At 52.5% G+C, this 22,872-nt stretch carries 25 protein-coding genes and 1 tRNA gene; 18 read left to right on the forward strand and 8 right to left on the reverse strand.

Annotated features, from left to right (window positions below; genetic code table 11):
* Positions 1 to 37 precede the first annotated feature (37 nt).
* The 6 genes from ACI2I2_RS15115 to ACI2I2_RS15140 are packed head-to-tail and all read left to right on the forward strand — an operon-like array spanning position 38 to position 4,883.
* Positions 38 to 772, forward strand: a complete 735-nt coding sequence (locus ACI2I2_RS15115) for a heme ABC transporter permease (protein ID WP_404658630.1) — start codon at positions 38 to 40, stop codon at positions 770 to 772.
* The gene (gene ccmD, locus ACI2I2_RS15120; RefSeq protein ID WP_404658631.1) at positions 772 to 1,002 is read left to right on the forward strand and encodes a heme exporter protein CcmD; all 231 of its coding nucleotides are present in this window, start codon (positions 772 to 774) and stop codon (positions 1,000 to 1,002) included. The genes ACI2I2_RS15115 and ccmD overlap by 1 nt, the downstream gene beginning before the upstream one ends.
* A complete protein-coding gene (gene ccmE / locus ACI2I2_RS15125; protein WP_404658676.1) occupies positions 986 to 1,441 on the forward strand; it encodes a cytochrome c maturation protein CcmE in 456 nt (151 codons plus the stop codon). The genes ccmD and ccmE overlap by 17 nt, the downstream gene beginning before the upstream one ends.
* A complete protein-coding gene (locus tag ACI2I2_RS15130) occupies positions 1,438 to 3,393 on the forward strand; it encodes a heme lyase CcmF/NrfE family subunit (RefSeq protein ID WP_404658632.1) in 1,956 nt (651 codons plus the stop codon). The genes ccmE and ACI2I2_RS15130 overlap by 4 nt, the downstream gene beginning before the upstream one ends.
* Complete coding sequence (locus ACI2I2_RS15135) at positions 3,394 to 3,945, forward strand: DsbE family thiol:disulfide interchange protein (RefSeq protein ID WP_404658633.1); 552 nt, start codon at positions 3,394 to 3,396, stop codon at positions 3,943 to 3,945.
* The gene (locus ACI2I2_RS15140) at positions 3,942 to 4,883 is read left to right on the forward strand and encodes a cytochrome c-type biogenesis protein CcmH (protein ID WP_404658634.1); all 942 of its coding nucleotides are present in this window, start codon (positions 3,942 to 3,944) and stop codon (positions 4,881 to 4,883) included. The genes ACI2I2_RS15135 and ACI2I2_RS15140 overlap by 4 nt, the downstream gene beginning before the upstream one ends.
* Before the next feature lie 573 nt (positions 4,884 to 5,456).
* On the opposite strand, the gene ACI2I2_RS15145 is transcribed toward ACI2I2_RS15140, so the two are convergent.
* Positions 5,457 to 5,544: transfer RNA gene (locus ACI2I2_RS15145), tRNA-Ser, on the reverse strand.
* A 263-nt stretch (positions 5,545 to 5,807) separates the two neighbouring features.
* On the opposite strand from ACI2I2_RS15145, the gene ghrA reads away from it, so the two are divergent.
* The 4 genes from ghrA to ACI2I2_RS15165 all read left to right on the forward strand — a co-directional run bounded on the left by ghrA (position 5,808) and on the right by ACI2I2_RS15165 (position 8,733).
* Positions 5,808 to 6,746, forward strand: a complete 939-nt coding sequence (gene ghrA, locus ACI2I2_RS15150; RefSeq protein WP_404658635.1) for a glyoxylate/hydroxypyruvate reductase GhrA — start codon at positions 5,808 to 5,810, stop codon at positions 6,744 to 6,746.
* Between the two features lie 86 nt (positions 6,747 to 6,832).
* Positions 6,833 to 7,570, forward strand: coding sequence for a phosphatase (locus ACI2I2_RS15155; RefSeq protein WP_404658636.1), 738 nt, complete (start codon positions 6,833 to 6,835; stop codon positions 7,568 to 7,570).
* A 21-nt stretch (positions 7,571 to 7,591) separates the two neighbouring features.
* Positions 7,592 to 8,146, forward strand: coding sequence for a molecular chaperone (locus ACI2I2_RS15160; protein WP_404658637.1), 555 nt, complete (start codon positions 7,592 to 7,594; stop codon positions 8,144 to 8,146).
* Between the two features lie 101 nt (positions 8,147 to 8,247).
* Positions 8,248 to 8,733 (forward strand): DUF1097 domain-containing protein, encoded by a 486-nt coding sequence (locus tag ACI2I2_RS15165; RefSeq protein WP_404658638.1) that lies wholly within the window; start codon positions 8,248 to 8,250, stop codon positions 8,731 to 8,733.
* Positions 8,734 to 8,788: 55 nt separating this feature from the next.
* Here ACI2I2_RS15165 and csgG read toward each other — a convergent pair whose 3' ends face one another.
* The 4 genes from csgG to csgD are packed head-to-tail and all read right to left on the reverse strand — an operon-like array spanning position 8,789 to position 11,137.
* On the reverse strand, positions 8,789 to 9,622 hold the full coding sequence (gene csgG / locus ACI2I2_RS15170) for a curli production assembly/transport protein CsgG (RefSeq protein WP_404658639.1): 834 nt from the start codon (positions 9,620 to 9,622) through the stop codon (positions 8,789 to 8,791).
* A 25-nt stretch (positions 9,623 to 9,647) separates the two neighbouring features.
* On the reverse strand, positions 9,648 to 10,058 hold the full coding sequence (csgF, locus tag ACI2I2_RS15175) for a curli production assembly/transport protein CsgF (protein WP_404658640.1): 411 nt from the start codon (positions 10,056 to 10,058) through the stop codon (positions 9,648 to 9,650).
* 21 nt (positions 10,059 to 10,079) lie between these two features.
* Complete coding sequence (gene csgE, locus ACI2I2_RS15180) at positions 10,080 to 10,472, reverse strand: curli production assembly/transport protein CsgE (protein WP_404658641.1); 393 nt, start codon at positions 10,470 to 10,472, stop codon at positions 10,080 to 10,082.
* A 17-nt stretch (positions 10,473 to 10,489) separates the two neighbouring features.
* Positions 10,490 to 11,137 carry a biofilm master transcriptional regulator CsgD gene (gene csgD / locus ACI2I2_RS15185; protein ID WP_404658642.1) on the reverse strand — a complete coding sequence of 216 codons (648 nt, stop codon included), beginning with the start codon at positions 11,135 to 11,137 and terminating at the stop codon, positions 10,490 to 10,492.
* A 720-nt stretch (positions 11,138 to 11,857) separates the two neighbouring features.
* Between csgD and csgB the strand changes: the two genes are divergently transcribed.
* The 5 genes from csgB (at position 11,858) to ACI2I2_RS15210 (ending at position 15,187) form a co-directional block, all read left to right on the forward strand.
* Complete coding sequence (gene csgB, locus ACI2I2_RS15190; protein ID WP_404658643.1) at positions 11,858 to 12,316, forward strand: curli minor subunit CsgB; 459 nt, start codon at positions 11,858 to 11,860, stop codon at positions 12,314 to 12,316.
* Between the two features lie 39 nt (positions 12,317 to 12,355).
* On the forward strand, positions 12,356 to 12,802 hold the full coding sequence (locus ACI2I2_RS15195) for a hypothetical protein (protein WP_404658644.1): 447 nt from the start codon (positions 12,356 to 12,358) through the stop codon (positions 12,800 to 12,802).
* A gap of 62 nt (positions 12,803 to 12,864) precedes the next feature.
* Entirely contained in the window at positions 12,865 to 13,194 is a 330-nt protein-coding gene (gene csgC / locus ACI2I2_RS15200) for a curli assembly chaperone CsgC (RefSeq protein WP_404658645.1), read from the forward strand.
* A 144-nt stretch (positions 13,195 to 13,338) separates the two neighbouring features.
* Positions 13,339 to 13,662, forward strand: coding sequence for a type 1 fimbrial protein (locus ACI2I2_RS15205; protein ID WP_404658646.1), 324 nt, complete (start codon positions 13,339 to 13,341; stop codon positions 13,660 to 13,662).
* A 70-nt stretch (positions 13,663 to 13,732) separates the two neighbouring features.
* Positions 13,733 to 15,187: a phospholipase D family protein gene (locus ACI2I2_RS15210; RefSeq protein WP_404658647.1), complete on the forward strand. Its 1,455-nt coding sequence runs from the start codon at positions 13,733 to 13,735 to the stop codon at positions 15,185 to 15,187.
* Positions 15,188 to 15,218: 31 nt separating this feature from the next.
* Here ACI2I2_RS15210 and mdoC read toward each other — a convergent pair whose 3' ends face one another.
* Positions 15,219 to 16,376: a glucans biosynthesis protein MdoC gene (gene mdoC, locus ACI2I2_RS15215; RefSeq protein WP_404658648.1), complete on the reverse strand. Its 1,158-nt coding sequence runs from the start codon at positions 16,374 to 16,376 to the stop codon at positions 15,219 to 15,221.
* 252 nt (positions 16,377 to 16,628) lie between these two features.
* On the opposite strand from mdoC, the gene mdoG reads away from it, so the two are divergent.
* From mdoG to ACI2I2_RS15230, 3 genes are all read left to right on the forward strand, one after another.
* Entirely contained in the window at positions 16,629 to 18,182 is a 1,554-nt protein-coding gene (gene mdoG, locus ACI2I2_RS15220) for a glucans biosynthesis protein MdoG (protein ID WP_404658649.1), read from the forward strand.
* Entirely contained in the window at positions 18,175 to 20,703 is a 2,529-nt protein-coding gene (gene mdoH / locus ACI2I2_RS15225) for a glucans biosynthesis glucosyltransferase MdoH (RefSeq protein ID WP_404658650.1), read from the forward strand. Before mdoG ends, mdoH begins: the two co-directional genes overlap by 8 nt.
* A gap of 70 nt (positions 20,704 to 20,773) precedes the next feature.
* Complete coding sequence (locus tag ACI2I2_RS15230; RefSeq protein ID WP_330982077.1) at positions 20,774 to 21,001, forward strand: YceK/YidQ family lipoprotein; 228 nt, start codon at positions 20,774 to 20,776, stop codon at positions 20,999 to 21,001.
* Here ACI2I2_RS15230 and ACI2I2_RS15235 read toward each other — a convergent pair whose 3' ends face one another.
* Positions 21,002 to 21,376, reverse strand: coding sequence for a MysB family protein (locus ACI2I2_RS15235; RefSeq protein ID WP_404658651.1), 375 nt, complete (start codon positions 21,374 to 21,376; stop codon positions 21,002 to 21,004). It abuts the gene before it with no gap.
* Positions 21,377 to 21,470: 94 nt separating this feature from the next.
* Complete coding sequence (gene mdtG, locus ACI2I2_RS15240) at positions 21,471 to 22,727, reverse strand: multidrug efflux MFS transporter MdtG (protein ID WP_404658652.1); 1,257 nt, start codon at positions 22,725 to 22,727, stop codon at positions 21,471 to 21,473.
* Between the last annotated feature and the right edge of the window lie 145 nt (positions 22,728 to 22,872).

Here is a 22,872-nt window from a genome sequence, read left to right on the forward strand (position 1 = left end):
TTGTGGGCCCCAGGGGCCGTTGCATTGAGTAAAAAGTATGTGGAAAAAATTACATCAACTTGCCGTTCCTGCCAGGCTATATCACCTTTGCGGTAGCGGGTTACCGTTGCTGACAGTGGTGAGTTTGCTGCTGCTGGTGGTCGGATTATGCTGGGGTTTTGTGTTTGCACCTGCGGATTATCAGCAAGGTGAGAGTTATCGAATTATGTATTTGCATGTGCCCGTGGCGATGTGGTCGATGGGCATTTATGCCTCGATGGCTATCAGTGCGTTTGTGGGGCTTGTCTGGCAGCTAAAAATGGCCGATCTGGCTGTGGCGGCCATGGCCCCGGTGGGGATGGCTTATACCTTTATCGCGCTGGTGACGGGCGCTGCCTGGGGTAAACCTATGTGGGGAACCTGGTGGGTATGGGATGCCCGACTGACCTCGGAGCTTGTTCTGCTGTTTTTATACGCTGGGATCATTGCACTCTGGCATGCCTGGGATGATCGCCGGCTTGCGGGACGTGCAGCCGGGATACTTGTGCTGGTCGGGGTAGTGAATCTGCCGGTGATTCACTACTCGGTGGTGTGGTGGAATACGCTGCACCAGGGGTCGACTAACTTGCAACAAACCCTCGCGCCCGCGATGCGTATACCGCTTCGTATCTGCATACTTGCCTTCTTCGGCCTTTTTGTGACCCTGACGCTACACCGCCTGAGAAACTTGATCCTGCGACTTGAACGGCTTCGCCCCTGGGTGATTGAAATGGCCTGCGAGGGGACGAAATAATGAGTCCTGCCTTTCCTTCTTTCCAGGCCTTTTTCGCCATGGGCGGGTACGCCTTTTATGTGTGGCTGTCGGTCTTGATAGCCATCCTGACCCTTGCGGCTTTGGTGCTTCAGACTCGCTGGCAGCGTAAGCAGTTGTTGAGAGAAATTCACAGGCAGCAGGCAAGGAAAAAGCGCATCCAGCAAGCCCGTAAACGCTCACAAGGAGAGGATGATGCAAGCGCGCCGTAAACATCGCCTGTGGATAGCCTTATCCGTTCTGACCGGACTTGGGTGCAGTGCGGCACTGGTACTGTACGCATTGAGCGCCAATATTGACCTGTTCTATACCCCTGGCGAAATTCTGTATGGCAAAAATGAAAATCACAAAGTGCCCCAGAATGGCGAGTCATTGCGGGTGGGCGGCTATGTTCAACCGGGTAGCGTTGTGCATAGCAACAGCTCGTTGGCGGTCAGTTTTCGGCTGTACGATGCTCGCGGTGTTGTCAGTGTCCGTTATCAGGGTGTGTTGCCAGATTTGTTCCGCGAAGGGCAGGCGGTTGTCGTCGAGGGTGTGCTCAACAAAGGGCACTTGATCAGTGCGCGACAGGTGCTGGCTAAACATGACGAAAACTATACCCCGCCTGAAATCAAACAAGCTATGACGCCCCAAAAAGGGAAAACGCAATGATGCCGGAAATAGGGCATTTTGCGCTCTGCCTGGCGCTGGGAATGGCTTTACTGCTGGCCATTTATCCTGCATGGGGAGCATCGCGAGGCGATCGTCGTCTGATGGCACTGGCGCGTCCACTGGCTTCAGCCTTGTTTCTGTGTGTGCTTGGGGCATTTCTTCTGCTGGCCTATGCCTGCGTGGTGAACGATTTTACCGTGCGCTATGTGGTGCAAAATTCCAATAGTTTGTTGCCCGTTTGGTATCGGGTTGCGGCAACCTGGGGAGCACATGAAGGATCTTTGTTGCTGTGGTTACTGATAATGAGTGGCTGGATGCTGGCCGTCGCTTTTTTCAGCCGCTCGCTTCCACACCGGGTGAGCGCTCATACGCTGGCGGTGATGGGAGCCATCAATGCCGGCTTTTTGCTGCTGATCTTATTGACCTCCAACCCCTTTGTTCGCACGCTGCCGAATTACCCGGTTGACGGGCAGGAACTCAATCCGATGCTGCAGGACATCGGCATGATATTTCATCCCCCGATGTTGTATATGGGCTACGTTGGACTTTCGGTTCCCTTCGCCCTGGCGATTGCCGCCCTGGTGACGGGAACGCTCGATACCCGACTGGCGCGCTGGTTACGCCCATGGGTTACCGTTGCCTGGATGTTTTTAACGCTGGGCATTGTGCTGGGGTCTGCGTGGGCATATTACGTGCTCGGTTGGGGCGGATGGTGGTTTTGGGACCCCGTCGAAAATGCATCGCTGATGCCCTGGCTTGCAGGCACCGCGCTGATGCACTCCCTTGCCGTGACCGAAAAACGAGGGGGATTCCGGACCTGGACACTGCTGCTGGCGATCATCGCTTTTTCACTGAGCCTGCTGGGGACGTTTCTGGTTCGCTCCGGGGTGCTGATTTCGGTACACGCATTCAGCTCCGATCCGCGACGCGGGATGGCTATTCTGGCGTTATTGGCGGTCACTATTGGCGGCTCGTTACTGTTGTTTGCTTTGAATGGCAGCAAACTTCGCGGCGGTGCAAAGTTCCAGTTCCTGTCACGGGAAACCTTTCTGCTGGGCAACAATGTCTTGCTGCTGGCGGCAATGCTGGTTGTGCTGCTCGGCACGCTGCTTCCGCTGGTTCACAAAGAACTGGGTATGGGCAGTATCTCTGTGGGCGAGCCGTTCTTTAATTCGATGTTCCGTGTGTTGATGGCACCCTTTGCGCTGCTGCTGGGCGTAGGACCCCTGCTGCGCTGGCGGCGCGATACCTTGCGCAGGCAGTCTCGCCAGTTGCTGTTAGCCGCTTGCGTCACGATGCTATTGGCATGGTTGCTTCCGCGACTGTTGGGCGACCGCGTGACGGCGATGACGCTGACCGGCCTGCTGATGGCGCTATGGGTCGCCATTCTCACTCTGCTTGAAGTGCATTCGCGCGCAACGCACCGCCACGGGTTCTGGCGAGGGCTGCGAAGCTTAAGCCGCAGCCAATGGGGGAGGGTGCTCGCGCACGTGGGTGTGGCGGTTACGGTAACGGGAATAACCTTTAGCCAGAATGACAGCCTCGAACGAGATGTCCGTTTGAACATCGGTGAGAGTGCCGAACTGGGGCACTACGTTTTCACGTTTCAGGGTATTCAGAATGTGGTGGGCAGTAACTGGCAGGGCGGCGAGGGCGTGATAACGGTACGTCGGGGCGATCGGCTCGAAGCGACACTCTATGCGCAAAAACGTTTTTACAGTGCTTCAAAAACGATGATGACGATCCCCGCGATTCAGGGCGGACTGACTCGTGATCTCTATGCCGTTCTGGGGGACGAGATGGCGGGCGGAAGTTGGTCAATGCGCCTGTACTACAAACCCTTCGTGCGCTGGATCTGGTATGGCGGCGGGCTAATGGCTTTAGGCGCGCTGTGTTGTGTCTGCGATCGCCGCTATCGCCCACATTTTGACAAAGCAGACAAGGAGACATAAATGACGCGCAAACTGCTGTTTCTTCCACTGGTGGTGTTTATGCTGCTGGGGCTGGCGCTGCTCTGGCAACTGATGCGTAACGCTGATGGCGATTCGCCAGACTTTGTGGAGTCAGCCTTGAAAGGGCAGCCGATGCCTGCTTTTCAGTTGTCAGATCTATCGGGGCAGACCGTGACACAAAAAATGCTGGTGACCGGGAAGCCACACCTTCTCAACGTTTGGGCAACCTGGTGTCCGACCTGCCGCGCCGAGCACGCTTTTTTGCGCCAGCTTTCTGCGCAAGGGGTCGATATTGTTGGCATTGATTACAAAGATGATCAGACCAAAGCGCGTAGCTGGTTAAACACGCTCGGCTCGCCTTATTCCGTTGTTGCCCTCGATAAAAAGGGCACGCTGGGGATGGATCTGGGCGTCTACGGTGCGCCGGAAACCTTCCTGATTGATGGAAAGGGAATTATTCGCTGGCGCTTTGCGGGAGCACTCACGCAAGAAGTCTGGCTGGAGCGATTGAAACCCCTGTTGGATCACTACACCCTCAAGGGGGGTCAATGAGAAGAGGTTGCTTGCTATTGATTTGTCTGTTGTTCAGCTGCACGGTATTCGCTGTCGATAACTGGGTATTTACAACCCCCGTACAAGAACAAGAGTTTCAGCAAACCCTGCGGCAGCTGCGTTGTCCGAAATGCCAAAATAACAGCATTGCCGATTCGACGGCACCTATTGCGGCAGATATGCGACAGAAAGTGTATGAGCTGGTGATAGCGGGGAAAACAAGGCCGCAAATTATCGACTACATGGTGGCTCGTTATGGCAATTTTGTGAACTACGATCCGCCTTTATTGCCGGGCACACTCATCCTCTGGCTGTTACCCCTCCTCTTTGTGGCTGCTGCGGCCATCGTCATTGTCGGTCATATACGACGCTCTCAGCGGGACAGCGACGTCACGTCCATCAGCGAATCTTCTTTGCCAGCCAGAACAGTGCGTGCGCCTGTGGCGGTGGGCGTCGTGCTGGTCGGCCTTATGGCCGCGATGGCCGTCAGCGTGGTGATTTATCTTTGCACCACTGATTTAACCTCGTTGTGGCTGTGGGATCGTGCGCAACGCCAATACCCACAGTTGGAAAAACGCGTACTGACTCCCCACGCAAAACCACTCTCAGCACAAGATATCGCCATCTTTGAACTGGGTTTACGCACCCGGCTGGCCAAACAGCCGACCGATCTTGATGGCTGGCGTATGTTGGGGCGGATTGGCATAGTCCGAGGTCAAAACGAAATCGCCATTGACGCCTTTGCTCACGCGATGGCGCTGGTGCCTGACAACGCCGAAGTGAGCATGGACTATGCCGATGTGCTGGTGCATTCAGATGATATGGCGAGGGTAAGACAAGGCGCATTATTGTTGAAAACGATCCCCAAAAAGGGAGTCGATGACCTGAGACGAGTGGGCCTGCAACAATACGCTGAGAATCGATTAAAAGATGAGTAAAAGGCAATACAGATTATTTGCCAGGTCAGGCCAGGTCAGGCCAGGTATGCGCTGCGACCTGCGCTCGCCCTTCGGGCAGCCTGCCCGCAAGCGGTCAGTCTGTCCAACAAGCTAAAGCTTGTTGTCGAACCCCGGTCGGTGGTTCTCATCCCCCCGCAGGCTGTGCCACAGGCGAAAAAAAAGCCCGTACTTGCGTACGAGCTCTTCTTCAAATATGGCGGTGAGGGGGGATATCACTCGGCCCGTCCATGGGCCTCGCCCTGCGGGTGGCCGTTGGCCATGCTGAACGGCTATCCTGCCGTTCAGTCGAACCCCGGCGGGGCTTCTCATCCCCCGATGGAGAGGGGTAAAAGAAAAGGGTCTGTACTAAGTACAGACCCTTTTCAGAAGATGGCGGTGAGGGGGGGATTGACTCGCTATGCTCGCCCTTCGGGCAGCCTGCCCGCAAGCGGTCAGTCTGTCCAACAAGCTAAAGCTTGTTGTCGAACCCCGGTCGGCGGTTCTCATCCCCCCGCAGGCCGCGCCACAGGCGAAAAAAAAGCCCGTACTTGCGTACGAGCTCTTCTTCAAATATGGCGGTGAGGGGGGGATTCGAACCCCCGATACGTTGCCGTATACACACTTTCCAGGCGTGCTCCTTCAGCCACTCGGACACCTCACCATATTGTCTTTCCAGCATCGCTGGAACGGGCGCTAATGTAGGAAAAAGCGTAACTTGCGTCAATCATCTTTTTTAAAAAATGATTCGATAAGACAAACTTCAACCAATTTGCTTTCAGATTAATCGTCATTCGCTTTTTTTGTGATCAGTCGCTTGTTTCCCGAAGACTCCTTAAAATTTGCTATGCTGATAACCCACTACAAAACAATCAGAAAAATGCGCCCGGTACCTGCACTGAGAGGCGCTATTAAGAGGAGTTTGTCATGGAGATTATCTTTTACCACCCGACATTCGACACCGCCTGGTGGATAAACACCCTGGAGAAACAGCTTCCCGGGGCGAAGGTTCGTGAGTGGAAACCTGGCGATAATAAGCACGCGGACTACGCCCTCGTTTGGCATCCCCCTGTGGAGATGTTGCAGGGGCGCGACCTGAAAGCGGTATTTGCATTGGGAGCCGGTGTGGACTCCATTCTCAGCAAGCTTAACGCTCACCCGGAAATGCTACCGTTGTCGATCCCTCTGTTCCGCCTTGAAGACACGGGCATGGGGCTGCAGATGCAGGAATATGCGGTAAGTCAGGTGCTGCATTGGTTCCGCCGTTTTGACGATTATCAGGCACAGAAACTGGAAACTAGCTGGCAGCCGTTGCCGGATTATCAACGTGAAGACTTCACTATTGGGATTATGGGCGCGGGCGTGCTGGGCGGGAAAGTTGCGGAAAGCTTGTTGCAGTGGGGATTCCCGGTGCGTGTCTGGAGCCGCAGTCCTAAAGCGTGGCCTGGCGTGACCAGTTTTGCCGGGCAGGAACAACTGGGTGAGTTTCTCTCCGACACTCGCGTGTTGATCAACCTGCTGCCGAATACGGCGGAAACTGCGGGCATTATCAATCATTCGCTGCTTGAGCAATTAAAAGATGAGAGCTATGTGCTGAATCTGGCGCGTGGCATTCATGTTAATGAAGACGATTTACTGCGTGCGCTGGAAAACGGCAAGCTCAAAGGCGCGATGCTGGATGTGTTCAGTCGCGAGCCTTTACCCGTTGAAAGCCCACTGTGGCGTCATCCTCGGGTGGCTATGACACCGCATGTTGCGGCAGTCACCCGGCCTCAGGAAGCTATCGAGTACATCGCCAAAACGATCACCCGCCTGGAGCAAGGCGAGGCAGTCACCGGGCAGGTCGACAGGACCCGCGGTTACTGATTCAAACCCGGCCTGGCCGGGTTTTTCGCTAATAAAGGCCTGGTATTCCTGCTATGCTTGGGTTTAAACCCAGAGAGGAGAATGTGATGTATCCTGTTGACCTGCATATGCATACCGTCGCCAGCACCCACGCCTACAGCACCCTTCATGACTATATCGCCGAAGCAAAACGCAAAGGGATCAAGCTGTTTGCCATTACCGATCATGGCCCGGATATGGCGGATGCGCCGCATTACTGGCACTTCGTCAATATGCGTATCTGGCCGCGAATGGTCGATGGTGTGGGCATTCTGCGCGGTATTGAGGCCAATATTAAAAATACGCAGGGTGATATTGATTGTACTGGCCCGATGCTGACGGCCCTGGATTTTATCATTGCCGGTTTCCATGAGCCTGTTTTCCCGCCTCAGGATAAAGCTACGCATACGGAAGCGATGATCGCGGCTATCGCCAGCGGCAATGTGCATATGATTAGTCATCCCGGTAACCCGAAATTCCCGATTGATATTCAGGCTGTGGCGCAGGCTGCCGCCAAACATCAGGTGGCGCTGGAGATCAACAACTCCTCGTTTGTTTCTTCACGTCCGGGCAGTGAAGATAATTGCCGGGCCGTTGCTGCGGCGGTGAAGGAAGCGGGCGGCTGGGTTGCGCTTGGCTCTGATTCGCATACCGCCTTTACACTTGGTGAGTTTACCGAGTGTCGAAAAATTCTGGATGCGGTCGATTTCCCGGAAGACCGTATTCTCAACGTGGCGCCACGCCGTTTCCTGAATTTCCTGGAATCCCGCGGTGTGCCACCTATCGCTGAATTTGCTGAACTGTAATTGTCTTAATGGAATAAATGAATGAACGAGTTTTCAATTCTCTGCCGCGTGCTGGGTTCGCTTTATTATCGTCAGCCGCAGGACCCGCTGCTGGTGCCGTTGTTTACCCTGATTCGCGAAGGTAAGCTCGCGGCAAGCTGGCCACTGGAGCAGGACGAGCTGCTGGAGCGTCTGCAAAAGAACTGTGATGGGCAGCAACTGGCGGCGGATTACAACGCGCTGTTTGTCGGTGATGAGTGCAGCGTGTCTCCGTACCGTAGCGCCTGGGTTGAAGGTGCTACGGAAGCTGAAGTCCGTAGTTTCCTGTCCTCAAGAGGGATGCCTTTGAGCGACACGCCTGCGGATCACATCGGCACTCTGTTGCTGGCGGCTTCCTGGCTGGAAGACAATTCTGCCGAAGATGAAACAGAAGCTGTCGATACACTGTTTGCCGATTACCTGCTGCCTTGGGTGGGCACTTTCCTCGGTAAAGTGGAAGCTCATGCGACGTCTGTATTCTGGCGCACGATGGCTATCTTAACCCGCGAAGCTTTGCAGGCGATGTGGGATGAATTGCAGGAAGAATCAGACGAATAATGTGACTTTTGTCACGTTGTAAATGTAACGGTGCAGTATGCGTTGCAAATACTGTGCTCGTGATCTCATTCAATGGCCGCGCATCTGCTATGATGCGCACCATGAACCTACTTCTCTCTCTCGCACTGACAACAGGCATTCTCTCCGGATTATGGGGATGGGTTGCCGTGTCTCTCGGCCTGCTCAGCTGGGCCGGTTTTTTGGGCTGCACAGCTTACTTTGCCTGTCCGCAAGGTGGCCTGAAAGGGCTGGCTATCGCGTCTGCGACCGTGATGAGCGGAGTGATTTGGGCGCTGGTCATCATTCATGGTAGCGCGCTGGCTCCGCACCTTGAGATCTTCGGTTATGTGATGACCGGGATTGTGGCTTTTCTGATGTGTTTGCAGGCAAAGCAAGTGCTGCTGTCGTTCGTGCCTGGCACGTTTATCGGTGCTTGCGCCACGTTTGCCGGGCAGGGTGACTGGAAGCTGGTGGTGCCGTCGTTGGTACTGGGGCTGGTGTTCGGTTACGCGATGAAAAACAGCGGGCTGTGGCTGGCGGCGAGAAGTGCCCGAAGAGCGTCTTCTGGCGATGCTGTTAAACAGTAACTGGCCTGAAATAAAAAAGCGTAGCTCGTGAGCTACGCTTTTTTTTGCTCAAAAATCAGGATTCCGGAGGGGAAGCCATATCGCGGTATTTCGCGAGAACTGGGCTGTTCACGTCGGCTTTGTTTTTCAAATCCCACAGGCCGCGTTCAATCCCATCATTGACCAGGTAAATCACACCCGTTTCAATGGCGGACATCAGGCACAGCATAACAGGTTCGTTCGAGGTATAACCCACTTCACCTTCCAGCAGACGCTGGTAATCGATAAAGCGGAAGACCCCGGCCTGCACTTCATAAGACAAGATGGTTTTGCTGGTATTAACCGATGAAAGCACTTCACCCGTAGCAACGTTAATGACGCGCAGGTTTACGGCTATTTGATCAAGCTGGTATTGGGTATCGGCACCGATGCCGAAATAACGGGCCCCAATCCCCCCCGATTTCACATTACTTTCATAGCCAATAATAGACCCTTCAATAATGACGTTGGCGGAACTCAATGCCTGCAATGGTGCCCGGTTATTTTCACCTACATTGCCATTCTCCTGAGCCGCACGAATAATTTTGCGTTCGTTAAGCAGATTCTGTAATCCCTGGCGTTCCAGCGGGATAAACCATTTCGAATCTTTTAACGCAGTCACCAGCATGGCGGTGGCACTTTGCGGTACGGCCGTTGAGAAGTTACTCGCCGGGTAAGGTTTAAATTGCCCGGTTTCGTCCTGAATATTGTAGACGGAGACATAAAGCTTACCGGCAGGGGTCGGCAAATGAGTCAGATCACGGTAGCTTTGTGCCCTCGGCATCAACGTCGGTTTTGCAGCCTCTTTCGGCGGGGCGGTCAGACAGCCACTGAGTAAGATGACCACCAGAAGTACAAATAAACGTTTCATGATTATCTTCCTGTTAGGTCAGTGACTATTGGTCGCCACCCGTGGTCTGCAAACCGGAGACCTGGATGGTTGACGTTTTACCGGTGCTTCTGTCGGTCACGTTTAAGGTGAGCTGACCATTGGTGTTCTGAATGTCGACAATAAAGTCATTGGTCACCAGACGCCCCGGTTTGCCCGTTGCCACGTTACCCAGTAATCCGCTTAATAGCTGAGACTGGATGGCTGAGGTGAAATTATCGAGGGCTGAGGTCTGTGTAAAACCATCACTCCCGGAAGGCGCCTTGTAGGAATTCTGCGCCTGAGCTTGATTTAGCAAAAAAGCGCCGTTATTTGGGTTTCCACCGAAATTAGGGTTAACGAACTGGAAAACCATATTACCGGCCCAACTTGCTGGTGTAATCAATGTGAGCAAAACAACAGTACAGGCGATGCGCATGATTGCCTCCACCTTCTATGTTTAAAATTCATCATGTGCCAGATCGTCCGTTTTTAATAACGACTGGTCGATTTGGCGTTTGTTGATATTCTCTTGCGTAATCTGGAGTGCTGCGTCTACGGTCTTGTCAAAATCCCGTTTAATCGGGAATAAAAATGTTTGAAACATAATATCCTGATTGACGGTAATGGTTATCCAGCTTCCCCAGCGAGCGCTGGGTCTTTCATTTATCGATAAATTTTCTCGGGTAGTACTGGCCCATTTGTCGGTGAAGGCACGATAGAAATCATGCCCCACAGACGATACTGTGTGGTCGGCCACGATACCCGGTATTTCGACTTCTGGGCCAGCATGCACAGAAGGCGCAAGCAGTAGCAGGTTTGCTAATGCAAGCCAACACAGGGAACGTTTCATTTTGGTACGCCTGTTAACTAACGCCTGAGATTATCATTGGCCCATGAGACAGCCTGGGTCCTGTTTTTTACGGCTAGCTTTTTGAAAAGATTATAAAGATGGGTTTTGACGGTGTTTTCGCTGATAAATAGCGAGCGGGCAATCTCAATATTTGAAGCGCCGACCCGCAATTTATTCAGGATTTCCCGCTCTCGCTGCGTGAGCATTGCGCTTTCCGCATTGTTGTAACGGTAATTTCCTGAATGAGTAATCAAATAGCTGGCGAGCTTGTGCGAAAAATAGCACTCGCCATGCATAATCATGTTTAATCCTTCAATCAGGCGAGTTTCCGTTTCATTGTTATAAAAAACACCGTTAATGTGTGGCCAGTTTTCGATATCCTTGAAGGGGTACTCTTCCGGTGTATTGAGCAACACCAGTTTCATCCCATTGTTTTTACGGCCAAGATTTTCTTGCCAGTGTCCGATCAGCCTTTTATCTGCTTCCATCATATCGAAGATCATAATGCTATCAGGTAACGTTTCTTCGCTAACGCGATGAATATTTTGTACTTTCCCTGATATATCCAGTGTCGATTTTAAATATTGTAAAAGCGCGCTGGCTTGTAATGATGGTTTAGTCACAAGGACGAGCGTACTGCCTAAACTATGGACTTCATTTAACATGATGAAACTCCACTGTTTTCTAGCAGCTAACAGTTTCCCCTAAAAAGGGGTTCCAGAAGTACTGAGAGGCTGCATTGCTGTGTATACGTGAAAGTCAAAGCCCCAAAAGGGGAAAAAATCAATAAGACAATACTTGCTACTTCTGATTTCAATCTAGTCATTACCAATCTTTAAGCAAGATCAAACACTGTAACAGAATGTAACTCAGAATTTTAAAATGTAATAACTGGCTAGGTTGGACAATTAGAAATGATGATAAAGTTGTACATACTAATAAATGTGCATCAATTTAATTAATCACACAAATGATCTATCTTCATCATAATTAAGGGATATATTATTAACACGGTGCGTTTGTAAATCTTGCATATAATACGCATCTCTGTAACGGTTTTTCCCCTGAAAAAAGTTAAGTAAATGAGATCGCGATCCCCATCTTTACGATTGGTTTTTTCTGCTCACGTTAAACACATTGATTTATAAGCTTATCCAGATTTCGCCTTATGTTCTGATAATAGAAACAGCTTTATTTTTATTTAAAGACTGAGACATACGGTAAAACTCATACTTAGGAATGATCCGAAAAATTTAAAATCAACCTTGCGGGTGACACCTTTTAATTTTGGTCAGCAACATACTGTTCATCGTAACGTCGCATTAACAAGAGCCGCGGCGTTATTTAACATGAAATGAAGTCACCAGGATTCAAGCGGGTGGAACATGAACAAGAAAGCCATTTTTCTTTCGTTATCACTGCTGGCGATACCTGGATTTGCAGCTGCATCGGGTTATGATCTGGCCGGTTCAGAATATAATCTGGTTGCCAACGGGCTAAACCTGAATACCTCAAATGAAAACGCTATTGTTAATCAGCGAGGATACGGGAATGGCACGAATGTTCTGCAGGGGGGCGACAGTCAAATAGCCGTTGTTTCTCAACGAGGTAACGGCAATCAGGCTGATGTTTCGCAATCCGGTGGGTACAATCTGGCTTATGTAGATCAGGCCGGAAATAGTAATGATGCAGATATTAGCCAATCTGGCTATGGTAATGCAGGCATAATTATCCAACGAGGTTCAGGTAATCATGCCAGTATTTCTCAACAGCAGTCCGTAGGTAGTAAAACAGTTATTGTGCAGAACTCGTCGCAAATGTCTGTGCGTGTTATTACGCACTAAGAAAATGCGAACGAACACTATCAAGCCAATGGGGGTTTTATGAAACTGATTAAATTATCTGTTATTGCAATGGTGATCGCTTCCGGCAGTGCTTTCGCAACTGGACTTCAATTCCAGGACAGCGAAACAACCAATATTTATCAAGCAGGCTACGGCAACGGCGCTAACGTGCTTCAGGGTGACTCTTTCAAAGGTACTGTCAATATCACTCAGAACGGGGTGAATAACCTTGCAGGTGCCACCCAAACAGGTGCAAATCCAGCCATCTTTGGTTTGGGGGCCGGCAGTGAGATTAACGTGAATCAGACTGGCGCAAACAACGTTTCTTACAACGCACAGTCAGGCGACAGCTCGAAAATCAACGTGACTCAGGCTAACTTCGGTGGGGCAGGTAACTACTCCAACGTGAGCCAAAGTGCTGATAACTCAGCCGTTAACGTGACCCAATACGGTAACGCTAACTGGGCGAACGTTAATCAGTACTGATTACCCGTTCTTGAACTATAAAAAAACAGGGCCTGTGCCCTGTTTTTTTATGGGAGAAAGAGATGAACACCCTACTTATTGCCGCCGCGCTGAGCAACAGCATCGCTTTTAATGTCACGCATCAGGGCGACATTTACACCATTACGCCGCAGGTGACGGTTACGCAACCTTGCCAATGCCAGGTCAGTATTCAGACGGTTCGCGAAGGCTCCGGCGGCACCAGCAACATCCAGCAGAGTAAAACTTTAAAGTTACCCGCTAATCAACCGATAGAAGTCTCACGTATGCAGTTAACTATTTCCCCGAGCGACACAGTGAAAGTGGTGGTGACGTTAACAGACGGGCAAGCATTGCATCTGTCTGCACAGTGGCCATCTGCGGAAAGGACCTAGCAACTCATCAGGGTGACTGGCGAGATTTCATCCTTGTGATTACTTTTAGATGAAGGGTTTGCAGTGTCGTGAAAGACCGCACGGTGCAGGGCAACGTGTGCCTTACTTTCTCTCAGGGATGAATCTATTCCACGGAGTTACGCGATGAAAACCTTAGCTAAACAGGCCTTATCCCTCGTTTGTCTTACCACGGCCTTCCTTTCAGGCAATGCACTGGCGACATCTTCAACGGCACAAGGCGGTGTCATTCATTTTGTTGGGGCTATCGTCGAAGATCCTTGTAACATCGCCACCAACACCCAGCATATCGCGATGAGTTGCTATCGCGCCGGGCAGGTCCAGACCTCGACCATTTCTTACCAGCAAGCCACCACGGGCAAATCCGTCAACAACGATATGGCCACCGTCTCCATGCACTATCTCAACACAGAGAAAACGCTGGGGATCGTCACGGTAGATTACAAATAACCCCTTCACTTTTCTCCGTTTCCTCCTGCCATTAGCTAAGCTTGAGTAACAGTGGCGCTTTGGCAGGAGGATGGAGACATTGCACGGTCATTATGACAGCCCGGCGCCAGAGAAGCGCCTTGCGGATTCCTTAGGTTCCGCCGATCTTCTTTCCGCAGATGTGTGCGGGATTCATACGCTCGAAGACAGCCTTGAGGCATTTGCTGCTCGTTACGAGCTTGCACGGATGGCGGCGCATACGCTCGATGTTCAGTACTACATCTGGGAGAACGATATTTCCGGGCGACTGTTGTTTCAGGCGTTACTGGCTGCGGCCGATCGCGGCGTGCAGGTGCGATTGCTGTTAGACGACAACAACACCTCCGGGCTGGATGATATTCTGCAACGGCTCGATTCACACCCGCTGATAGACGTCCGTCTGTTCAATCCTTTCTCATTTCGCACGCTACGCATGTTGGGGTATTTGACCGATTTTGCGCGGCTAAACCGGCGTATGCACAATAAAAGTTTCACTGCTGACGGCGAAGCAACCATCGTCGGCGGTCGCAATGTCGGTGATGCTTATTTTGGCGCTGGCGAGCAGCCCCTGTTTACCGATCTTGATGTGCTGGCGGTGGGCGCAGTGGTCGAGGAAGTGGTGGAAGACTTTGAGCGCTACTGGCAGTGTGACTCGGTGTCGCCCTTGAAACATGTGCTGTCCGATGAAGACGCGGGCAATAACAATTCGCTTGATGATTCGCCTGAGCAAAAGGCGGCCGCTGAAGAGTATCTGCAACGCGTGGCCACCACAAAGGTGGTGCAGAGGATGGCGCAAAGCGATTTGCCGTTTATCCAAGCCAGAACAAAAATGCTGAGTGACGATCCGCGTAAAGGCGAGGGGAAAGCCACGCCGCGAATGCTGTTGCCGGAGCGCTTGCGTAGCGTGATGGGCACGCCGCAATCGAACATCGATATAATCTCCGCCTATTTTGTGCCAGGACGTGCGGGCGTAGCACTTATCCTGCAACTGGTTCGCAAGGGCGTGAAGGTTGCTATTTTGACCAATTCTCTGGCGGCTAACGATGTGGCGGTGGTGCACTCTGGCTATGCTCGTTGGCGTAAAAAATTGCTGCGACACGGGGTTGAGCTGTATGAACTCAAGCCTACAAATAATGCCCGACCCGGCTTGCACGATCGTGGGTTGACGGGGAATTCAGGTTCCAGCTTGCATGCCAAAACATTCAGTATTGACGGCCAGAAAGTGTTTATTGGTTCGTTCAATTTTGACCCGCGTTCGGCATTGCTGAATACCGAGATGGGGCTGGTTATCGACAGTGAACACCTTGCCCAGCGTATTCATCACCGTTTTTTGCGCAGCCAGCGAAACGCCGCATGGCAGTTGCGCTTATCCCGTTGGGGAAAAATTCGTTGGATTGATCGGGAAGAGGGGGGCGAGAAAATGCTGAAGAAAGAACCTGACGTTAAGCTCTGGCGGCGGCTTCTGGTGCAACTTGCTTATTTGTTGCCGGTTGAGTGGTTGCTGTAACCGGGCTGCCTGTGCAACCCGGTCGTGTTGATTATGCTGAAGGCTGTGCTTTAGGTTCCGGGTGTTGAGGTTTACCGGAGAACAGGAAGCGTAAGAGCGGCACGCGAAGATGCAGTTCATACAGCACAACGGCAATACCGACCACAAACACCAGACCAGTGATAAAGCCCAGGGTGTTGGAATGGATGACCGGCGTTATCCACGCGCCGTAAAGCAGCGTCAGCGGGTGGTGTACCAGATAAATGAACAGCGAGGCGTTAACGAAATAAGTGACGCGGCTGGATTTAAAATTCAGCATCCGGTGGCCGAAGGCGAACACCACATTGACCATCCACAGGCCAAGCACCATGGTTATCACGTATTCCGTTTCATACATCCAGGCATCGCCAGAGCCATATTGCTGATTCAGACGGTAAGCAATAAAGCCCAGTACAGCGCCGACCATGCACCACGGCGACGGGGTCGTAAACAAATCTTTCAGGCGCGGGTTTACAAAGGCCTGCGCGCCCAGAATAAAGAAAGGCAGGTAGAACAGCGTTTGCATCACCACGAAATTGAACAGGCCATCGCTCAGAATCGGCGGGTAAACAATGAACAAGGTCCGGCGAATCATGGCATAGGAAACGCCGAGTGCTAAAAACAGCACGGTCAGTTTGCCCATGTTCACGTTATCAAAGAACGCGACAATAGAGGCCTGCTGGCGCTTCTTAATCCAGCGGAACAGTGCCAGGCCGACCGTCGTCAGCACAACCAGTACCAGCAGGAACCACAGGTGGGAAATGAGCTCCCAGGCCAGCGTGTTGTACTTGTCGTAGAAAGAGAGCGAATGCCAGGCTTCAGTTTTGCCTTTCACATGCTGCAGCATTAAAAATTGCGGCACCGTTAGCAGAGGAATGGCTGTCAGCATGGGAATGCCCACACGCTCAACGCGAACCTTCCACCACTTTTTCATCGGGTAACGCAAAAACAGCATGTAGGAGAAATAGCCAGAAATGACGAAAAACACCTGCATGCGGAAAGAGTGAATAAAATCGTTAAACAGCGTCAGCCACCAGGAAGGCTCTGCGCTGTTGACATGCCAGGTATGGCTGGAATAGATAAGCGAAATGTGAAAAGGGATCCCCAACAGCATCAGCCAGGCGCGAATGGAGTCGAGGAAATATTCACGTTGTGCGGGTACTTTATTCATAAATTCAATGCATTCTCAGACTAATCGTCTTATCGCAAAATGCGACAAAGGTTACATTCGCAGCAACCCTACACGAAGTCCGGGAACCTGTCTCCAGGATAAGCACGCAAAGTGCAATCAGTGGTAACGAGTTGTTTACGCAACAGGCTACTGAGCCGAACAAAATGGGGATTATGTTGTCGGATTGCTTGAGTTTCCAGTAAAATGGATCGGATCGATTTAAGCACACAAAGGGGGAAGTGCTTACTAATTATGAAAAATAAACCACAGATGATGAAACTGCGTTGGTTAGGCGCAGCCGTAATGTTGTCCCTGTGTACTTCATCTGCATGGGCTTTTAGCGTTGACGATGTCGCAAAGCAGGCTCAATCGCTTGCCGGTAAGGGCTACGAAGCACCAAAAAGTAACCTGCCCTCTGTTTTCCGCGACATGAAATACGCGGACTATCAGCAAATTCAGTTCAACCACGACAAAGCTTACTGGAGCAACGTTAAGACTCCGTTCAAGCTCGAATTCTACCATCAGGGGATGTATTTCGACACGCCGGTCGCCATCAACGAAGTGACCGCCACGTCCGTGAAAAAAATCAAATACAGCCCGGATTACTTTAATTTTGGCAGCGTCCAGCACGATAAAGACACCGTGAAGGATTTGGGCTTTGCCGGCTTCAAAGTGCTGTATCCGATCAACAGCAAAGATAAAAACGACGAAATCGTCAGCATGCTCGGAGCCAGCTATTTCCGTGTACTCGGCCAGGGTCAGGTTTATGGCCTGTCTGCCCGTGGTCTTGCGATTGATACCGCGCTGCCGTCTGGCGAAGAGTTCCCGCGTTTTCGCGAGTTCTGGGTTGAGCGTCCAAAGCCAACCGATAAACGCCTGACCATTTATGCGCTGCTGGATTCGCCGCGTGCGACCGGAGCATACCGTTTCGTGATTATGCCGGGCCGCGATACCGTGGTGGACGTGCAGTCTAAAGTTTACCTGCGCGATAAAGTGGGCAAACTGGGTGTTGCGCCACTGACCAGCATGTTCTTGTTTGGGCCGAACCAACCGTCTCCAACCACCAACTTCCGTCCTGAATTGCACGACTCCAACGGTCTGTCGATTCATGCGGGCAACGGTGAGTGGATCTGGCGTCCGCTGAACAACCCGAAACACCTGGCTGTCAGCAGCTATGCGACTGAAAATCCACAAGGCTTTGGCCTGCTGCAGCGCGGCCGTCAGTTCTCTCGTTATGAAGACCTCGACGATCGTTACGATCAGCGTCCAAGCGCGTGGATCACCCCGAAAGGCGATTGGGGTAAAGGTAAGGTTGAGTTAGTTGAAATTCCAACCAACGACGAAACCAACGATAACATCGTGGCGTACTGGACTCCGGATCAACTGCCGGAAGCCGGTAAAGAGATGAACTTCAAGTACACCATCACTTTCAGCCGTGACGAAGACAAGCTGCATGCGCCGGATAACGCGTATGTCATGCAGACTCGTCGTTCAACGGGTGATGTCAAACAGTCGAACCTGATCCGTCAGCCGGACGGCACTACGGCGTTTGTGGTCGACTTCACTGGCGCAGACATGAAAAAGCTGCCGCAGGATACGCCAATTACCGCTCAGACCAGCATTGGCGACAACGGGGAAATCGTGGACAGCAATGTTCGCTATAACCCGGTGAGCAAAGGCTGGCGTCTGACGCTGCGCGTGAAAGTGAAAGACGCGAAGAAAACGACAGACATGCGTGCTGCGCTGGTCAATGGCGATCAGACGCTGAGTGAAACCTGGAGTTATCAGCTACCTGCCAATGAATAAGATAAACGACTACATCGATGCCATGCCGCTCTCAGAAACTGAGAAAGCGGCATTGCCGACCACGGATTTTCGTGCTCTGCATCAGGCGCTGGATACCGAACATACGGCTGTCGCGCGTGAAGATGATTCACCGCTGGCCTCGGTTGAAAGCCGCCTGAAACAAGCGTGGCCCGATTCACTGGCCGACGGTCAGTTGATTAAAGACGATGAAGGCCGTGCGCAGCTTGAAGCGATGCCGAAAGCGACGCGTTCCTCCATGTTTCCGGACCCATGGCGTACTAACCCGATTGGGCGTTTCTGGGACAGAATGCTGGGGCGCGAAGTTCAGCCTCGCTATCTGTCGCGTCTGACTCAGGAAGAGCGTGAGCATGAAGCCAAATGGCGTACCGTCGGCACGATCCGCCGCTACATCCTGCTGGTGCTGACGCTGGCGCAGACGGTTGTCGCCACCTGGTACATGAAAACCATTCTGCCGTATCAGGGTTGGGCGTTAGTGAACCCGCTGGACATGCGTGGTCAGGACCTGTGGGTTTCCTTTATGCAGCTGCTGCCGTATGTGCTGCAAACCGGCATCCTCATCCTGTTCGCCATCCTCTTCTGCTGGGTTTCTGCCGGTTTCTGGACAGCCTTAATGGGCTTCCTGCAACTGCTGATCGGCCGCGATAAATACAGTATTTCAGCCTCCACCGTCGGTGACGAAGCGCTAAATCCTGAGCATCGCACCGCACTCATCATGCCTATCTGTAACGAAGACGTGGACCGCGTATTTGCGGGCCTGCGTGCGACGTGGGAATCGGTCAAAGCCACCGGCAACCATAAGCATTTCGATGTCTATGTGCTGAGTGACAGTTACGATCCTGATATCTGCATGCGTGAACAGAAAGCCTGGATGGAGCTGATTGCGGAAGTGCAGGGCGAAGGGCAGATTTTCTACCGTCGTCGTCGTCGTCGTGTGAAGCGTAAAAGCGGTAACATCGATGACTTCTGCCGTCGTTGGGGCAACCAGTACAGCTACATGGTGGTGCTGGATGCGGACTCCGTCATGACCGGCGACTGCCTGTGCGGTCTGGTGCGTCTGATGGAAGCCAACCCGAATGCCGGGATCATCCAGTCTTCACCAAAAGCGTCTGGTATGGACACGCTGTATGCACGTTGCCAGCAGTTTGCGACACGTGTTTACGGGCCGCTGTTTACCGCAGGCCTGCACTTCTGGCAGTTGGGTGAATCCCACTACTGGGGTCACAATGCGATAATCCGTGTGAAGCCATTCATCGAACATTGTGCGCTTGCGCCGCTGCCGGGTGAAGGGTCTTTCGCTGGATCGATCCTGTCTCACGACTTCGTAGAAGCCGCGTTAATGCGTCGTGCAGGGTGGGGCGTGTGGATTGCCTATGACCTGCCTGGCTCATACGAAGAACTGCCACCGAACCTGCTGGATGAACTGAAGCGTGACCGTCGCTGGTGCCACGGTAACCTGATGAACTTCCGTCTGTTCCTGGTCAAGGGGATGCACCCGGTTCACCGTGCGGTGTTCCTGACGGGCGTGATGTCTTATCTGTCTGCGCCGCTGTGGTTTATGTTCCTTGCGCTTTCTACCGCGCTTCAGGTGGTGCACGCGCTGACGGAACCGCAATACTTCCTGCAGCCGCGTCAGCTGTTCCCGGTCTGGCCGCAGTGGCGTCCGGAGCTGGCGATTGCGTTGTTTGCCTCGACCATGGTGCTGCTGTTCCTGCCTAAGCTGCTCAGTATCATTCTGATCTGGTGCAAAGGCTCGAAAGAGTTTGGCGGCTTCTTGCGGGTTACTGCATCTCTGCTGCTGGAAGTGCTGTTCTCCGTGCTGCTGGCACCGGTTCGTATGCTGTTCCACACCGTGTTCGTGGTCAGTGCGTTCCTCGGCTGGGAGGTGGTCTGGAATTCACCACAGCGTGATGATGACTCCACTCCCTGGGGCGAAGCGTTTATGCGTCACGGCTCTCAGTTGCTGTTAGGCCTGGTGTGGGCGGTGGGTATGGCGTGGCTGGATCTGCGTTTCCTGTTCTGGCTGGCACCTATCGTGTTCTCGCTGATCCTTTCTCCGTTTGTGTCGGTGATTTCCAGCCGTTCAACCGTGGGTCTGCGCACCAAGCGCTGGAAGCTGTTCCTCATTCCAGAGGAATATTCTCCACCACAGGTTCTGAAAGATACCGACAGATTTGTCGAGCTGAACCGCGCCCGTTCACTGGATGATGGCTTCATGCACGCGGTATTCAATCCGTCGTTTAATGCCCTGGCTACCGCAATGGCGACAGCGCGTCACCGTAAAAGTAAGGTGCTGGAGATTGCCCGCGATCGCCACGTTGAACAGGCGCTGAACGAAACGCCGGATAAGCTCACTCGTGACCGTCGCCTGGTGTTGCTGAGCGACCCGGTGACCATGGCTCGCCTGCACTACCGAGTGTGGTCTTCGCCAGAGCGTTACTCTTCCTGGGTAAACCATTACTCTGAGATAGCGCTCAATCCGTTGGCGTTGAAAACGAAGTAATTCAGTTGGTTTGTGCTTAAAATGAAAATACCGGTCAGTTGGCCGGTATTTTTTTACGATGAGGTGTGTGGTGAGAGTGATTGCAGTGTGCCTGATGGCGTATTTGCTGAGTGGGTGTGGCAGCATCATCAGCCGAACTATTCCCGGACAGGGCCATGGTAACCAGTATTATCCCGGTGTGCAGTGGGATGTGCGAGACAGCGCGTGGCGTTATATCACCATCCTCGATCTGCCTTTTTCACTGGTCTTCGATACGCTGCTGCTGCCTATTGATGCTCACCACGGCCCTTACGAGTAATCAGCGCTCATCCCATTCATCGGCGGCCGTCTGACCCTCTTCGGTGTCCAGTGGCGGCTCCAGCTGATATTCACCTTCATCCCATTCATGCAGCGTATTTTCTTCAATCCACTCCTGAGTGAGTTCAATCTCATCGAAATCACCGTCAAAGACGCTTTGCGCCGCTTCCCCGCTGAGCATCGGCAGGCACTCGCCTTCATCCCCTTCGTCAGCGAAGAACTCGGCTTGCCACATGATATCGCCATCCTGTAGCACGTATTTCTGGAGGTTGAATTGCTGAATGCTGGCGTCTTTCTCCCCGGCATCCGGGTTGTTGGCGATGAACTCTTCGCGAGCCGCATCAATAGCTTCGTCGAGCGTGGCATACATGGTCATCTCATTCTCCCTGCGGTTTGACGTGGATTTCAGGAAAAGAATAGACGAAGTTTACGGTTAGCAAGAAAGTTGAACCAAAAATCATCCAGATGGATTAACTGGCGACGGTTGAGTCTTCTTTGTTGCTCTCAGCAGCTGCAAGGTTGCGCTGATTAGCACGACGCATACTTATCCCGGTGTAGATGGCATTGAACAGCACCACAGCGGCGGTGACGAGGAACACGTAACGGAAGCCGTAACTGGCTGAAACTGAAGCGCCAATTAACGGGCCGGTGACATTGCCGATGTCACGAAATGACTGGTTATAGCTGAAGATACGGCCAGCAATCTGATTGGTCGAGTTGTACACCAGCAGCGTTTGTACGGCAGGTAAAAGCGCACCATCTGCCGCGCCGAGAAGAAAGCGCAGAATGCCAAGCTGCCACGGGGTTTGTACGAAGGACATGGGGATAAGCAGCAGTACGGACACAACCAGCGCGGCTATCAGGATTTTTTCAGGGCCGATTTTATCGCCAAGCTTACCCAATCGGGGTGCACTCAGCAGCGCCGCAACGCCAGGGACAGACGCAATCATCCCGCTGATAAACGCGATGTTGCCGACGTTGCCTGCCAGTTCGCGAACATACAGCGTCAGAATCGGGGCAATAGACCCGGTAGCAACCTGAATAATCATCGTGGTGACAAACAGGCTCAGCACGAGCTTAGGGCTTTTCAGCGAAGTGAGGACGTCGCGGGCGTGAAGCATTTCTTTACGGGCGACGGGAACAAACTGCTCACGGATAAATAAAAGCGTCAGCACAAAGCACAAGAACAGCACGCTGGCGGTCATGAAGAAGACCGGACGTAAGCCGTAGTTATCCGCCAGTAACCCGCCTGCAAGCGGACCAAGCAGTGCACCGCTCACGCCACCGGTTGATAAGGTGCCCAGCGCCCAGCCACTTTTATGCCGTGGAATTTGGGTAGCGATAAGCGCATTGGCATTGGGTATAAAACCGCCGAGCAACCCCAACAGCGCACGCAGAATCAAAAACTGCCAAATGTTCTGCGCGAAGCCCATCAGCACCATCACAATGCCCATTCCAAGAGCAGACCGCAGCAGCATGATTTTACGCCCTTTACGGTCAGCAAGACCGCCCCAGAAAGGGGAGGCAATAGCGGAAAACAGGAAGGTGATACTGAACACCAGCCCGGACCACATATTGAGCGCGCTGTGCCCGGTGACACCAAGTTGTTCGACATACAGCGGCAGGAAGGGCATGACCAGGCTAAAGGCAGCGCCAGTTAAGAAACAGCCAATCCAGGCAATAGTAAGATTCCGTTTCCAGCTTATGGGGGCATCTGAGGAGAGCATAGGGGTCCGCGTAATGACGCAAGCAATTCAAAAAAGAAGTAATAAGCAGACTAATTATGCGCTCGCTAAACCATGAGTGCAATCAACGGTAAGCAAACTGAAGTGAAATTGAGGAGAGTCTTGCCTGGCGGCGCTGCGCTTGCAC

Origin of the sequence: Scandinavium sp. NPDC088450, assembly GCF_044900545.1 — a bacterium.
GTDB lineage: Bacteria > Pseudomonadota > Gammaproteobacteria > Enterobacterales > Enterobacteriaceae > Scandinavium.